Here is a 13,329-nt window from a genome sequence, read left to right as displayed (position 1 = left end):
CAGGCGGGCTGCATGGCCAGCCCGGCCGCGCATGTGTTTCATGCACCATGGATGATGGACAAGGTGCCGGGAATTCGTGGATATGCCGATAGCGCGGCGTCCGCCGTCGTCCTGATCCCCTGTCTTTCGGATTCCCATGCCCCCGCGTAGTCTTCCCGCCCCTGCCATGCCGTTCTGGATGATTGCCCTGCTGGGGCTGCTGACGGCCATCGGCCCACTGGCGACCGATATGTACCTGCCTGCCTTTCCCATCATGGATGCGGAACTGGCCGGTGGCCATGCGGGCGCCAGCCAGGTCACGCTGGCGGCGTGGTTCGCGGGGCTGGCGGTGGGGCAGTTCAGCCTTGGCCCCATTTCCGACCGGCTGGGCCGCAGGCTGCCGCTGCTGGGCGGGCTGGTGCTGTTTACGGTGGGATCGGTCGGGTGCGCCATGGCCGCCAGCTTCGACCTGTTCTGCCTGTGCCGGTTTGTCTCGGCGCTGGGCGGGGCGGCATGCGCGGTTCTGCCACGCGCCATCGTGCGTGACGTGGCGACGGGGGCCGCCGGCGCGCGGATGATGTCACAGCTCATGCTGGTGTTCGGGGTCATGCCCATCCTTGCACCGTCACTGGGCAGCCTGGTGCTGATGATGGGGCACTGGCGGTGGATTTTCATCATTGCGGTCATCTATGGTGCGGCAGGTCTGGTGACGGTACTGGCTACCATGCCCGACACCATGCCGGTGGACAGGCGCATAGCCTTTTCCCTGACCGGCACGATCGCCCGTTATGGCGGGCTGGTGCGTGAACCGGTGTTCATGTCCAGTGCGTTGATCAACAGTTTCTCCTCGTTCGTCATGTTTGCCTACATCACCTCCGCGCCCATGGTGTTCGAACATCTGCTGGGGTTCACGCCTACGCAGTTCGGGGTGTTTTTCGGGCTGAATGCGGGGATATTCATTGCCTGCGCGCAGATGAACGGCAGCCTTGTGCACCGGATCGACCTGTCGCGGCTGCTTGATGGCGGCATTGCGTGCTGCCTGCTGGCGGCGACCGCATGCCTGACGCTGTCGCTTGCGGGCGTTGCGGGGCCTGCCCATCCCGTGCTGGTCTGTGTGCTGATCAGCAGCATTACCGGCTGCCTCGGGTTTATCGGGCCGAACGCCACGGTGCTGGCGTTGACCCATCATGGCCATCAGGCGGGAAGTGCTTCGGCACTGATGGGCACCATCCAGTTTTCCCTTGCGGCGGCCAGTGGCTTCATTCTGGGGCATGTTGCCTTCCGCACGCCCGCGCCGCTGGCGGTGGTGGTCATGGCGGGCGTGGGCTGCATGGTGGCGTGCAATATGTGGCGCCATGCCTGCAACCGGCGCCTGGGTGGCTCCGGCGCGCCGTAGGCCCGTGGGCGTGGTCGTGGTCCATCATGCGCTTTCGCTTTGACGTGGGTGGCCTGCCGCGCTACGGCAGGGATATGTCTGCTGAACCTGTCATCCGGTCTGGCGATCACCCTCATGCGTGGGAGGCGTCGTGAACGGCGTACTCGATTTTATTGCCGGATTGGGCAGGGCCGTTCTGGATATCGTCCGTATGGCGGGGCGGGTGGCGCTGTTTGCCGCCGTTGCCCTGTCGCATGTGGTCCGCCCCCCGTTCTACTGGCGCACGCTGTGGGGTACGCTGGTTGAAATCGGCTATTTCTCGCTGCCGGTCGTGGCCCTGACGGCGCTGTTTTCGGGCGGGGTGATCGCGCTCCAGTCCTATACCGGTTTTGCCCAGTACCATGCCCAGAACGCCATTGCGGGGATTGTCATCCTTGCGGTCACGCGTGAACTGGGGCCGGTGCTGGCGGGGTTGATGGTGGCGGGCCGGGTGGGGGCCGCCATGTCGGCTGAAATCGGCACCATGCGGGTGACTGACCAGATTGACGCGCTGACCACCCTGTCCACCAATCCCATCAAGTATCTTGTCACGCCACGGCTGGTGGCGGGCACGCTGGCGCTGCCGTTCCTTGTGCTGGTGGCCGACATACTGGGTGTGCTGGGCGGGTTTACCGTGTGCGTGATGAAGCTGGATTTCTCGGCTTCCGCCTATATCACGGCCACGATTGCCTCGCTCAAGGTCATGGACGTGACGGTGGGGCTGGTGAAGGCGGCCATCTTCGGGTTCCTGATCGCGCTTATGGGCTGCTATCACGGCTATCACAGTCGGGGCGGGGCCGAAGGCGTGGGGGCGGCGACGACGGCGGCCGTGGTTGCGGCCTCGATCCTGTTGCTGACATTCGACTATCTTCTGACGGACGTGTTCTTTTCCCAATGACAGACACACAGACACCCAAGATCCGCATCCGCGGCCTGAAAAAGGCGTTTGGCCCCAAGGTGGTGCTGGATGGGGTGGACCTTGATGTCATGGGCGGCACGTCGTTCGTGGTCATCGGCGGGTCGGGTACGGGCAAGTCTGTGCTGCTGCGGTGCATACTGGGGCTGATCACGCCCGATGCAGGCTCCATCGAGATTGATGGCGTTGATGTCACGACACTTTCGCCTCGCCAGCGTGAACCCTACATGGCCCGGATCGGCATGCTGTTCCAGAATGGCGCGCTGTTTGACAGCCTGAGTGTCTGGGAAAACGTGACGTTCGGCCTTGTCGCCGCCGCACGTGCGGGCCATGGCCCGCGCATTACCCGTGCGCAGGCCCGCGAACGCGCGGGTGCCCTGCTGGAACAGGTGGGCATGGACCCCGCCGTGGGCGCGCTGTCGCCATCCGAACTGTCGGGGGGCATGCAGAAACGCGTGGGACTGGCGCGTGCGATTGCGGCACGTCCTGAAATCCTGTTCTTCGATGAACCGACAACCGGACTGGACCCCATCATGGGGGCTGTAATCGACGGGCTCATTGCCGACTGCGTGCGCAAGCTGGGATCGACCGCCATCGCCATTACGCATGACATGGCCTCCGCCCAGCGGATCGGGGACCGGGTCGGCATGCTGTATGAGGGCAGGCTGATCTGGCAGGGGCTGCCATCAAGGCTGTTCGACAGTGGCAACCCGGTGGTGGACCAGTTTACCCATGGTCGCCGCGAAGGACCGATCAAGATTGATGTGCGGAACTGATTGATAGGGAAACAGAAGTTTTCGGGTGCCGCCTTTTTTTAAAGGCCGTGTTCTTCTGAAGCTTTTTGAAAAAAGCGTCACCAAAAACTTTTTCTGTTTGGCCAGGGCTTTTCACGCGCCCTCTGACTTTTGCGGCCGGTCGTTCCATATATGATATACACGATCTGTTCTTGTCCAAGGAGCCATCATGGCGCGTCGGCCCGCTAACCGTTTTGTCTGTCAGTCCTGCGGGGCGGTCTTCCCCAAGTGGTCGGGCCGGTGCGATGCCTGCGGCGCATGGAACAGCATAGTCGAGGAAACGGTCGAACCCACCGCAACCGGCGGCACCAATGCCCGCAGGCGTACCGGCGCGCGCATCAATCTGGTCGGCCTTGCGGGCGACACGCCGCCGCCGCCACGTATCGAGACCCGTATCGGGGAACTGGACCGCGTGCTGGGCGGCGGGCTGGTTCCGGCATCCGTCGTACTGGTGGGTGGCGACCCGGGTATCGGCAAGTCGACGCTGCTGCTGCAGGGCGCATGCGCGCTGGCCCGTGCAGGGCGCAAGGTCATGTACATATCGGGCGAGGAAGCGGTGGACCAGATCCGCCTGCGTGCGCGCAGGCTGGGGCTGGAAGCGCCGACGCTGGAACTGGCCGCCGCCATCAACGTGGCTGATATTGTCGCAACGCTGGATGCGGAAAAGGATCTGGCGCTGGTCGTGATCGATTCCATCCAGACCATGTGGATGGAAACGGTGGAAAGCGCGCCGGGTACCGTAAGCCAGGTCCGTGCCTGCGCATTTGAACTGATCCGCCTGGCCAAGCAGCGTGGCTTCAGCCTGATCCTGGTGGGGCATGTCACCAAGGAAGGGGCGCTGGCCGGTCCCCGCGTGCTGGAACACATGGTCGATGCGGTCATGTATTTTGAAGGCGACCGTGGGCACCAGTTCCGCATCCTGCGCGCGGCCAAGAACCGTTTTGGCGCGACTGACGAAATCGGCGTGTTCGCCATGACCGATCAGGGACTGGAGGAAGTACCCAACCCTTCAGCCCTGTTTCTGGCTGAACGGCGCGGGCATATCGCGGGCTCCGCCGTGTTTGCGGGCATGGAGGGCACGCGCCCCGTGCTGCTGGAGGTACAGGCCCTGCTGTCTCCCAAGGCTGGGGATGGTGGCGCGCGGCGCGCGGTCGTGGGGTGGGATACGGGGCGGCTGAACATGCTGCTGGCCGTGCTGGAAGCGCGGTGTGGCATCAAGCTCAACACCATGGATGTCCACCTTAATATCGCAGGCGGCCTGCGGGTGGGGGAACCTGCGGCCGACATGGCGGTGGCCGCCGCCCTTGTTTCTGCCGCGACCGGGCAGCCTACCAGCGCGGGCTCGGTCTATTTTGGTGAGGTCGGCCTGTCAGGCGAGATCCGTCAGGTCTCGCAGCCTGATACACGCCTGAAGGAAGCCCACAAGCTGGGATTCGAGCAGGCCTTCCTGCCGCGCCGTATTGCACGTGGTAACCGCAAGCCCTCCGCCCCGGATGGGCTGGGCATACAGGAAATCGGTCATCTGGGTGATCTGGTCAGCCTGTTTACGGGCGCCATGGAGGAGACGGCCGGGTGAGTACCCCCGAACGCTTCATGCTGCGCGAACCCGTCATGCTGGAGCGGGAGGTAAAGAAAAGCATCTTCCTGGCGCAGGCGGCACCCGCCTCCACCCCTGCGGACGCCATGGAATTCATTGCATCCGTCAGCGATCCCGACGCCACCCACAACTGCTGGGCCTACCTGATCGGCCAGACCTATCGCAGCGATGACGCGGGCGAACCCGGCGGCACGGCGGGCCGCCCCATCCTGCAGGTGATCGAAGGGCAGGGCTTTGACCGCACCGTGGTTGTGGTCACGCGGTGGTTTGGCGGCACCAAGCTGGGTGCAGGCGGTCTGGTGCGGGCCTATGGCGGGACGGCTGCGGAATGCCTGCGCACGGCTGACCGCATTCCGATCGTGGAAATGGTGTCCCTGACTTTCACCTGCGGTTTTTCCGACCATGCCCTGCTGCGCGCGCGATTGGAAAGCATGGACTGCCAGATCGTGGGCGAGGATTTCGGCGCGCAGGGGGTCGGCATGCAGATCACCCTGCCCGCGGCACGGGAGGCGGAGGTCCGCACCCGCATAACCGACATTACCCGAGGGCAGGCATTGATCCGCGCGGTGGAGGAAGACGACATGCAGGGTGTTGGAGACTAACGGCATTGCCGCTATGTCAGACAGCGTTTCACCTTCACCATACGGAAAAAGACCAGATATGACCGATACCCCGCCGGACCGTCTGTCCGTCAATCCCGCCAGCCCCTTTTACAACGAGGCCCTGCTTGATCGCGGCATTGGCGTGCGTTTCAAGGGCATCGAGAAAAACAACGTCGAGGAATACTGCATAAGCGAAGGCTGGGTGCGTCTGGCCGTAGGCCGTGGCACCGATCGTTTCGGCAACCCGATGGCCATGAAGGTCAAGGGCCCGGTCGAGGTCTGGTTCAAGTCCTGAACCCTGTCTGATAGGAAAACAGAAGTTTTTGGGTGCAGCCTTTTTTAAAGGCTGCGTTCTTTCGAGGCTTTCTGAAAAAAGCTTTGCCAGAGACTTTTTCATGAAAAAGGCCGCATCCTTTCGGATGCGGCCTTTTGTGTATCCCGCAGCGGCGGGATCATTCCTCGTCGATCGGACGCTTGGGGAGCAGGGCCGGCACGAAAACCAGCGTCGCCACCAGCGTGCAGGCCAGCGACAGCAGCAGCAGCCGGCCCATGCTGGCGGTGCCCGGATGGTGGGACGCCGCAAGTGACCCGAAGGCCGTGCCCGTCGTCAGCGCGGAAAACAGCACCGCGCGCGCCGTCGGGCTGGACAGGGGCAGCTTGATCCCCGCCCGCCAGTTCATGACGAAATAGATGTTGAACGACACGCCCACCCCCAGCAGCAGGGGAAGTGCGATGATATTGGCGAAGTTCAGCTGCTCCGGCACTACAATGATCAGGATGACCGTCATCAGCGCCGACAGCAGCAGCGGCGCCAGCACCAGCGCCGTATCCAGCAGCTTGCGCAGGGCCACCGCCAGGATGATGGCGATCATCACGATGGCGGCGGCCGCTGCCGTGACAAAGGCATGCACCATGGTCGCCGCACTCTGCACGATGTCGATGGCGGATCCCGCCGCCATGGGAGCGACCTTCTGGATTTCCTCCACATAGGTGTGCAGCGCCCGGTTGCCCTTCATGTCCTTCGTCGGATGGACCTCGACCAGCGCACGCCCATCAGGCAGCAGGTAGTCATGCGCCAGCTGCGCGGGCACGTCGGAAATCGCAACCGGTTTTACCTGTAGCATGTCACGCAGCATGTTCAGCTGCATGGGCAGGAAGCGTACCAGTGCCTCGTTCGTGGCCAGCACGCGCTGGTCATCCGCCTGCGACAGGTGGGCCAGCGCCGACTGGATGCGGCGCAGCGGGTCATCGGCGGGAAGCTTGTCCATTACACCACCAAGTGCCGCCGCCGTCTTTGCCGCTGCCGTGCGCAGGGCATCCGCATCCGGCGCGGGTGCGGGGTTGGGAACCAGCAGCGTCGGGAGCATGATGTTCGCGGCGTCCTGAATCAGGGGTAGCTTGTCCTTCTGGTCCGCAGGCACCAGCGATCCCAGCCACAGCGCGTCATGCACCATTGGCAGGCTTGAAAGTTTATCGGACATGGCGGCGGCCTGATCCAGGTCCGGCATCAGTACATCCACCGTATAGGGTGAGTACTGCGGCTCCGACATCAGCATGCCCAGCGTGACCATTCCCTCCGACTTGGGGTTCTTGGTATGCAGCGGGTCCGCGTCGAAGGTCAGGCGGGGCACAAGGGCCACGCCCACCAGCGCGATCACCACGAAAACCCCAAGGATCGGCTTGCGATGATGGCGGATCGCCACGTCGACCGGGCGGGCGAAGGCAAACCCGATCTTGCCATGCCCGGATGTGGGCCGGAACAGCCGCAGCAGGGCGGGCAGCAGCGTCAGCGTGCAGATGAAGGCGAACAGCATGCCGAACCCGGCAATCAGCCCAAGCTGCGCCACACCGACGAAGGCGGTGGGGGTAAAGGCAAGGAATCCCGCCGAGGTCGCCATGGCGGCGACAAGGATCTGGTGGCCGGTTTCATTACCGGTCTGCTCAAGCGCGTCCAGCAGCCCCGGTGAGGAACCGTCCGGCAGGGCCTGCGCGCGGAACCGGACCGAGAACTGGATGGCGAAGTCCACCGCGATGCCCACGAACAGGATGGCGAACGCGACCGAGATCAGGTTCAGCTTGCCCACCACGATTGCCGCAAAACCGGTGGTCAGCAGCAGGCCGGAGACCAGCGTGATGATGATGGGGATGATGATGCGCCACGTATGCACCGCCAGGATCAGCCACAGCGAAACCAGCACCAGCGACCCCAGCAGGCCCGCCACCATGCCTTCGGCCACGGTTGCGAATTCCTCGTCCGCGATCTGGGTATCACCGGTGATGTGGACATGCGCCCGCCCGCTCTGGACAAACGGCAGGCTGTTGGCGGCGTTGCGGATGGCGTCCGACGCGGCCCCGCCGGGCTGGAAGGAATCATAATCCAGCTTGGGCTGTGTCACGACAAACTGGTACTTGCCGCCAAGGTCCGCCAGATCGCCCGCCAGCAGGCGTTCCCACGACAGGGGTTCGGGCGTGCCCGAGACCGAGTGCTGCAGCGTCGTGGCGAACCCGTCCAGTGCGGCATGGAAGGGGCCCAGGTCGGCCTGTCCCTGGCTTATGCCCAGTGCGATCAGGTTCAGCGCGTTGAACAGCCCGCGTCCCGACGGGTCGGCGGCCAGTTCACTCAGGAATGGCTGCGCGGTGATGGTGGTGTTCAGCACCCGCTCCAGCGCCTTGGCGTCAAGGAACATGAGGCCGTTGCGCACCAGATAGGGGTCGGTCTGGGGTGTGGTGACGTAATTGAAATGGGCATGGTCGTCACGCAGCTTCGCCGCCAGCGCCAGCGCGGTCTGCTGCGCCTCTTCCGGCAGGGCCGCGTCAATCACGGCGACAAGCTGGTCCTGTTTCTGGGGAAACAGCCGCCCCATCTCGTCCGACCGCTTTTTCCAGTCCAGCGAGGCCGAGAACATCGTCCCCGTATCCGTGGTCACGCCCAGCAGCGCGTAACTGGCATAGGTTGCCCCTACGATCAGAAACGCAAAGACCAGCACCACCGCAATGGCACGACGGGAACAGAAAGCGACAAGGCGCCCAAGCGGTACCGATAGCATGACGAGTATTCAGCCCTTCAGAAACCTACGTCGTGCCGCATGAGGCGCGGCAGTCGGTGAAGAGGCCCGGTTTGGCCCATGATGCGGTCCCGATGCAAGGTGGTTCTTTGTCACACGACGTGACCGCGCATGGCGCGGGCATCATGACTGACCGGGCAGGTGCGCTTCCCCTGCAGTGGACGGGGCGGGACGGATCCAGCGTATTTCCATGACCTGCCATGCCACGAGCGACGGCAGGCCCCATGCAATCTCCCGCAGGCGCTTGATGAGCGACAGCGCGATCCCTACCTGCGGCGACAGGCCGAACAGCCCCCCGATGATGATATATCCCCCCTCCGACACGCCCAGCGCGCCGGGTACGGCGAAGCCTGCCGACTTTGCCGCCTGTCCCACGCTTTCGATCACAAAACTGTCAGCAAGCGAAAGCGGATGCCCCATGGCCTTGAGTACAAGGAAAACCTCGAACGTGCCGAGCGACCAGCCCAGTAGTTGCAACGCGCCCGCGCGCAGCGAATTTTCATGCGTGCGGTAAAGGGCGATGATTTCGGCATGCAGGCCGCGGATGTCATCCACCCCGTCCCATCCCAGATGGGCCGCGATGCGCACCAGCAGTTTTTCCACAAGGGAAATGGCGCCCAGATACTGGCTGCCAAAGAACACGGCGCCCAGCAGGACGGCGGCCCCGGCGCTTTCCATCAATTCATCCGTCACATGCGACCGGTTGACCAGACAGAATAGCACCCCAAGCCCGATCAGCGTGAAGGTGACCTGGCTGAGCAGTTCGATCGTCAGGTCGCAGATCGTCGCGGCAGCGGCGCGCTTTATGCCCATGTTCTCGCGCCGGGCCATGAGGCGGGTGGTAATGACCTCACCGCCCACCTGGGCCACCGGCAGCAGGTTGTTAATCCCTTCGCGCGCGCAGCGCAGGGCGAAAAAATCCATGAAGGCCAGCGGCGCGCGCCCGGTCTGGGCCAGCGTTCGCCATGCCTGCGCCGAGACACAGACCTGGCTTGCATGGAAAATGATGATGGCAGGGATGCTCCACCCGCCGGCCGCAATCAGCCGCAGGATGTCATGCAGACCAAAACGCCCCAGCATCCATATCGTCAGGCCGATACCGAATGCCCCGGCGATGAAGGTAAGCTGCCGCATTCGCCATCCCTGTCCGCAGTCCCTGAAACAGGACCATTAAAAGGCTGTTTTCAGCCATTTAACCGGTCCTGTGTCTATCTTAACAGCCTCTGATTTTCTGAAGCAATGCGATACTTTCAACACAGGCGGCGACCGCTTCGCGGCCCTTGTTGTGCACGTCGTCGCGCGAACGGACCACGGCCTGTTCGTCGGTATAGGTGGTCAGCACGCCAAAGGCGATCGGCACTTCGGTGTTCAGCGTCGCCTGCTGCAGGCCCACGGCGGTGCCCAGGCTTATGAATTCGAAATGCGCGGTATCGCCCTTGATCACGCAGCCAAGGCATACCACCCCGTCATACCGCCCGGTGCGTGCCAGTGTCTGTGCCAGCAGCGGCAGCTCATATGCCCCGGGCGCATACATGACATCGTCCGGTCGCATGGAGATGGCGTGTTCCTCCAGCCATGCCAGCGCGCCATCACGCAGCCCGTGGGTCACGTTTTCATTGAAACGGCTGACCACGATGGCGATGCGCGGCGCGCGGGCGAACTCAAGCTGTGCGGGGGTGGAGGGGATGTTGGTGCTCATATCCGGCGTTTTCCGTTTTAAGGTGTAGAGAGTGTATGAAAATAACCTGTTGATAAAAAACTTTTCTCAGTGCACGTCGGCTGTTGCGGGTTCGCACAGGGCATGCCCCATCCGGGTGCGCTTGGCTTCCAGATAGGCCCGGTTGAAGGGGTTGGGTTCCACCGCAAGGGTGATGCGTTCACGTACGTCAAAGCCATGGCGTTCCAGCGCACGCACCTTGTCAGGGTTGTTGGTCAGCAGGTCGAGCCGCTTTACCCCCAGCGCGCGCAGGATGTCGGATGCCGCCTGCCAGTCACGCGCATCGGTCTGGAAACCCAGCCGGTGGTTGGCATCCACCGTGTCCAGCCCCTCATCCTGCAGGGCATAGGCGCGGATCTTGTTGGCAAGGCCGATGCCACGCCCTTCATGCCCGCGCACATAGACCAGAACGCCGGATTCCGCCTGTCCGATCTGTTCCAGCGCGCCCTGAAGCTGCGCGCCGCAGTCGCATCGCAGCGACCCCAGCGCATCGCCCGTTACGCATTCCGAATGTAGCCGCACCAGCGGGACAGCGCCCGCGCGGTCGGGCTGCCCCTTGACCATGGCGACATGTTCCGTCCCGTCGGGCGCGCGGAAGGCATGGATCATCATGTCCGGGCCGCCAAAGCGGCTGGGCAGGTGGGCGCGGGCAACCTGTTCGATGGCGGGTGGCGCGTCGGGCACGGTGTTCAGCGGGTTGGCCTCCAGCCATTTCGCCAGTTCCGCAATCGACAGGATCTGCAGCCCGTGGCGCGTGGCGTAGGGGCGCAGGTCGTCCATGCGAGCCATGGTACCGTCCTCGTTCATGATCTCGCAGATCACGGCGGCCGGGATCAGGCCCGCCATGCGGGCAAGGTCCACCGATGCCTCGGTATGGCCGGGGCGCGCCACCGTCCCGCCCGGCACCGCGCGCAGCGGGAAGATATGCCCGGGGGAAACCAGGTCCGCAGGCTTCGCGTCGGGCGCTGCGGCCACCAGCACGGTTTCGGCGCGGTCGGCAGCCGAAATGCCGGTGGTGACACCCTCACGCGCTTCGATCGATACGGTAAAGGCCGTGCCGCGCGGGCAGGTGTTCACCTGTGTCATCATGGGCAGGTTGAGCTGCGCAACGCGTTCGGGCGACATGGGCATGCACACCAGTCCACGCGCATGCGTGACCATGAAATTCATGGCATCCGGCGTCATGAGTTCGGCGGCCATGACCAGGTCGCCTTCGTTCTCGCGGTCCTCGTCATCCACAAGGATGATCATCCCGCCCCGGCGGATGGTGGCAACGGCCTGTGCCAGTGCCGGGGGCATCAACGATACTGACATACGCTCTCCACATATTTTGCGATGACATCGACTTCGATATTCACGGGGTCCCCTGCCTGCAGGGTACCAAGGGTCGTATGGTCCCAGGTGTGGGGGATGATCATCAGGGCGATGCGGAATTCATCCGCGTCACAGCCCCCTTCGCCCGGCGCACCGACATCGTTCAGCGTCAGGCTGATGCCGTCGATCGTGATCGACCCCTTTTCCACCAGATAGCGGCGCAGGCGGGCCGGTACGGTGAAGGTGATGTGACGGGCCTCCCCTTCCTGTCGCACCGCCGCAAGCCGTCCTGTTCCATCCACATGCCCCTGCACGATATGGCCCGACAGGCGGGTGGTGGGAGTGACCGCGCGTTCAAGGTTGACGGTGTGGCCTGACGCAAGCCGGCCCAGCGCCGTGCGGTCCAGCGTTTCCGAACTGATGAAGAACGTGGCCGTGCCCGCCGCATCGAACGACGTGACCGTCAGGCACACGCCATTGACGGCAATGCTTTCGCCCATGGTCAGGTCGGGGATGCCGGTGGCCACGGTTATGTCCAGGTCCCGGTCCAGCCGGCGTGCGGCGGTAATGCGGCCCTGATGTTCGATAATGCCGGAAAACATGCTTACTCCTTCACTGCGGCCAGTTCGGGAAACAGGTGCAGTGGCGTCACGTCCCCCTCCCGCACGCGTATGCTGTAATGATCGGTGCCACCATGGCCTGCAGTAATGGCCAGCCAGTCGTGCCACAGGTTCCGCGCCGTGATTTCCGCCAGAAGCTGCGGCCCGGCTTCCACCATGGCCCACGTGACCCCGGCCTGACCCAGCATGTCGGGCAGGGCCGCGATGTCGGTACAGACCTGCACCGCAAAGCCACGGTCCTGCGCGGCCTGCAGGTAGGCGGCGTCGACTTCCCCCGTCCGGGTGCAAACAGCCAGCACACGCGGCGCGCGCTTCGGGTGGTCGGTCACCCGGCGCACGTTCAGGCCCGGATTGTCGGCGCGGATGGTGCTGCCGGTAGTAATCACCGCATCCGTCGCGCGACGCAGGCGGTGCGCAAGGTCCAGCGACGCGGCGGAGGTAAAGGTGGTGCGGCCCGCCGGTGGCACCATGGATCCCGTGGCGTCGAGTGCCTGCTTGACCGTGATCCATGGCTGGCCCGTGCGCATGAAGTGGGCGAAAGGGGCCAGAAGGCTGCGGCACATGGCCTGTATTTCGCCCTGCGGGCCCGTGGGGTGCAGGACGTGCACATCGCAGCCATGCTGGCGCAGGTGGTCCGCCCCGCCCCCTTCGACATGGGGGTTGGGGTCGCGCACGCCGATCCAGACATCGCGGACCGGTGTCGCCAGCAGCGCCTGCGAACACGGGCCGGTGCGACCGGTATGGTTGCACGGTTCCAGTGTGACGACCGCCGTATGGGCGCGATCCAGCAGGCCGCGCTCACGGCACTGGTTTATGGCCTGTATTTCGGCATGGGGGGTTCCGGCGCGGTGATGGCCACCCACCGCCAGGATGGCGCCATCACGGTCCAGCAGGGTACAGCCCACCGGCGGATTGGGGGCGGTCGCGCCCACATGGCGGGCGGCCTCGTTCACCGCCGCGCGAAAGGCCTGCGCGATGGCAGGGGGCATGTCTGGGCCTGAAGGGGGTATGACACCCTGTGGCAACGCGTCCAAAACACAGTACTCCATCCATCCGGACGGACCCAGGGCGCGTAAAACCATTGGCCTGCCTTCACGCACGGAAGGCAGGAGCATAGTTTCCGTTCTCTTTCATCCGGACTGTAACCGTCGGTTCCGGAATTGCACCGGATCTGCTTGACCCCGCCCGCATGTACTGCGGCCGGGCGCTCGCGGACTTATGCCCCTGTTACAGGGAACAAACACCGCCGGTGGGGAATTTCGCCCCGCCCTGAGAACGCCTGCGAACCGGGCGGCGGGCCCGATTCGTATT

13 protein-coding genes and 1 riboswitch are annotated in these 13,329 nt (G+C 64.1%); of the genes, 7 read left to right on the top strand and 6 right to left on the bottom strand.

What is annotated here, in order from left to right; translation table 11 throughout:
- Positions 1-12: 12 nt before the first annotated feature.
- From CFR80_RS19195 to CFR80_RS03975, 7 genes are all read left to right on the top strand, one after another.
- Positions 13-150, top strand: coding sequence for a hypothetical protein (locus CFR80_RS19195; protein ID WP_010513693.1), 138 nt, complete (start codon positions 13-15; stop codon positions 148-150).
- Positions 137-1,375, top strand: coding sequence for a multidrug effflux MFS transporter (locus CFR80_RS04000; protein WP_029329351.1), 1,239 nt, complete (start codon positions 137-139; stop codon positions 1,373-1,375). Before CFR80_RS19195 ends, CFR80_RS04000 begins: the two co-directional genes overlap by 14 nt.
- 130 nt (positions 1,376-1,505) lie before the next feature.
- Positions 1,506-2,291 carry an MlaE family ABC transporter permease gene (locus tag CFR80_RS03995; RefSeq protein ID WP_010513695.1) on the top strand — a complete coding sequence of 262 codons (786 nt, stop codon included), beginning with the start codon at positions 1,506-1,508 and terminating at the stop codon, positions 2,289-2,291.
- Positions 2,288-3,085, top strand: a complete 798-nt coding sequence (locus tag CFR80_RS03990; RefSeq protein WP_010513697.1) for an ABC transporter ATP-binding protein — start codon at positions 2,288-2,290, stop codon at positions 3,083-3,085. Before CFR80_RS03995 ends, CFR80_RS03990 begins: the two co-directional genes overlap by 4 nt.
- 187 nt (positions 3,086-3,272) lie before the next feature.
- Positions 3,273-4,679 carry a DNA repair protein RadA gene (radA, locus tag CFR80_RS03985; RefSeq protein WP_010513698.1) on the top strand — a complete coding sequence of 469 codons (1,407 nt, stop codon included), beginning with the start codon at positions 3,273-3,275 and terminating at the stop codon, positions 4,677-4,679.
- A complete protein-coding gene (locus CFR80_RS03980; protein ID WP_010513700.1) occupies positions 4,676-5,302 on the top strand; it encodes an IMPACT family protein in 627 nt (208 codons plus the stop codon). The genes radA and CFR80_RS03980 overlap by 4 nt, the downstream gene beginning before the upstream one ends.
- A 58-nt stretch (positions 5,303-5,360) precedes the next feature.
- On the top strand, positions 5,361-5,597 hold the full coding sequence (locus CFR80_RS03975) for a DUF3297 family protein (protein ID WP_010513701.1): 237 nt from the start codon (positions 5,361-5,363) through the stop codon (positions 5,595-5,597).
- A gap of 157 nt (positions 5,598-5,754) precedes the next feature.
- Here CFR80_RS03975 and CFR80_RS03970 read toward each other — a convergent pair whose 3' ends face one another.
- The 6 genes from CFR80_RS03970 to ribD form a co-directional block, all read right to left on the bottom strand.
- Positions 5,755-8,349 carry an MMPL family transporter gene (locus CFR80_RS03970; protein ID WP_010513702.1) on the bottom strand — a complete coding sequence of 865 codons (2,595 nt, stop codon included), beginning with the start codon at positions 8,347-8,349 and terminating at the stop codon, positions 5,755-5,757.
- 141 nt (positions 8,350-8,490) lie between these two features.
- Positions 8,491-9,501, bottom strand: a complete 1,011-nt coding sequence (locus CFR80_RS03965; RefSeq protein WP_010513703.1) for a lysylphosphatidylglycerol synthase domain-containing protein — start codon at positions 9,499-9,501, stop codon at positions 8,491-8,493.
- 79 nt (positions 9,502-9,580) lie between these two features.
- The gene (ribH, locus tag CFR80_RS03960) at positions 9,581-10,066 is read right to left on the bottom strand and encodes a 6,7-dimethyl-8-ribityllumazine synthase (RefSeq protein ID WP_010513704.1); all 486 of its coding nucleotides are present in this window, start codon (positions 10,064-10,066) and stop codon (positions 9,581-9,583) included.
- Positions 10,067-10,132: 66 nt separating this feature from the next.
- A complete protein-coding gene (gene ribB, locus CFR80_RS03955; RefSeq protein WP_010513705.1) occupies positions 10,133-11,383 on the bottom strand; it encodes a 3,4-dihydroxy-2-butanone-4-phosphate synthase in 1,251 nt (416 codons plus the stop codon).
- Positions 11,383-12,000, bottom strand: a complete 618-nt coding sequence (locus tag CFR80_RS03950; RefSeq protein WP_010513706.1) for a riboflavin synthase — start codon at positions 11,998-12,000, stop codon at positions 11,383-11,385. Before CFR80_RS03950 ends, ribB begins: the two co-directional genes overlap by 1 nt.
- 2 nt (positions 12,001-12,002) lie before the next feature.
- Entirely contained in the window at positions 12,003-13,007 is a 1,005-nt protein-coding gene (gene ribD, locus CFR80_RS03945; protein ID WP_010513707.1) for a bifunctional diaminohydroxyphosphoribosylaminopyrimidine deaminase/5-amino-6-(5-phosphoribosylamino)uracil reductase RibD, read from the bottom strand.
- Positions 13,008-13,136: 129 nt separating this feature from the next.
- A riboswitch (FMN riboswitch) is annotated at positions 13,137-13,299 on the bottom strand.
- Positions 13,300-13,329 lie beyond the last annotated feature (30 nt).

The organism is Komagataeibacter oboediens (assembly GCF_003207815.1).
Taxonomy (GTDB): Bacteria; Pseudomonadota; Alphaproteobacteria; order Acetobacterales; family Acetobacteraceae; genus Komagataeibacter; species Komagataeibacter oboediens.
The sequence above is the reverse complement of the archived record's forward strand: the minus strand, read 5'-3'. Positions and strand labels throughout refer to the sequence as shown.

Excerpts from the sequence above, each read along its gene's own strand:
- CFR80_RS04000 (WP_029329351.1), top strand. The coding sequence starts at position 137 with ATGCCCCCGCGTAGTCTTCCCGCCCCTGCCATGCCGTTCTGGATGATT.
- ribD (WP_010513707.1), bottom strand. The coding sequence starts at position 13,007 with ATGCCCCCTGCCATCGCGCAGGCCTTTCGCGCGGCGGTGAACGAGGCC.
- ribH (WP_010513704.1), bottom strand. The coding sequence starts at position 10,066 with ATGAGCACCAACATCCCCTCCACCCCCGCACAGCTTGAGTTCGCCCGC.
- radA (WP_010513698.1), top strand. The coding sequence starts at position 3,273 with ATGGCGCGTCGGCCCGCTAACCGTTTTGTCTGTCAGTCCTGCGGGGCG.
- CFR80_RS03965 (WP_010513703.1), bottom strand. The coding sequence starts at position 9,501 with ATGCGGCAGCTTACCTTCATCGCCGGGGCATTCGGTATCGGCCTGACG.
- CFR80_RS03975 (WP_010513701.1), top strand. The coding sequence starts at position 5,361 with ATGACCGATACCCCGCCGGACCGTCTGTCCGTCAATCCCGCCAGCCCC.
- CFR80_RS03950 (WP_010513706.1), bottom strand. The coding sequence starts at position 12,000 with ATGTTTTCCGGCATTATCGAACATCAGGGCCGCATTACCGCCGCACGC.
- CFR80_RS03990 (WP_010513697.1), top strand. The coding sequence starts at position 2,288 with ATGACAGACACACAGACACCCAAGATCCGCATCCGCGGCCTGAAAAAG.
- ribB (WP_010513705.1), bottom strand. The coding sequence starts at position 11,383 with ATGCCCCCGGCACTGGCACAGGCCGTTGCCACCATCCGCCGGGGCGGG.
- CFR80_RS03970 (WP_010513702.1), bottom strand. The coding sequence starts at position 8,349 with ATGCTATCGGTACCGCTTGGGCGCCTTGTCGCTTTCTGTTCCCGTCGT.
- CFR80_RS19195 (WP_010513693.1), top strand. The coding sequence starts at position 13 with ATGGCCAGCCCGGCCGCGCATGTGTTTCATGCACCATGGATGATGGAC.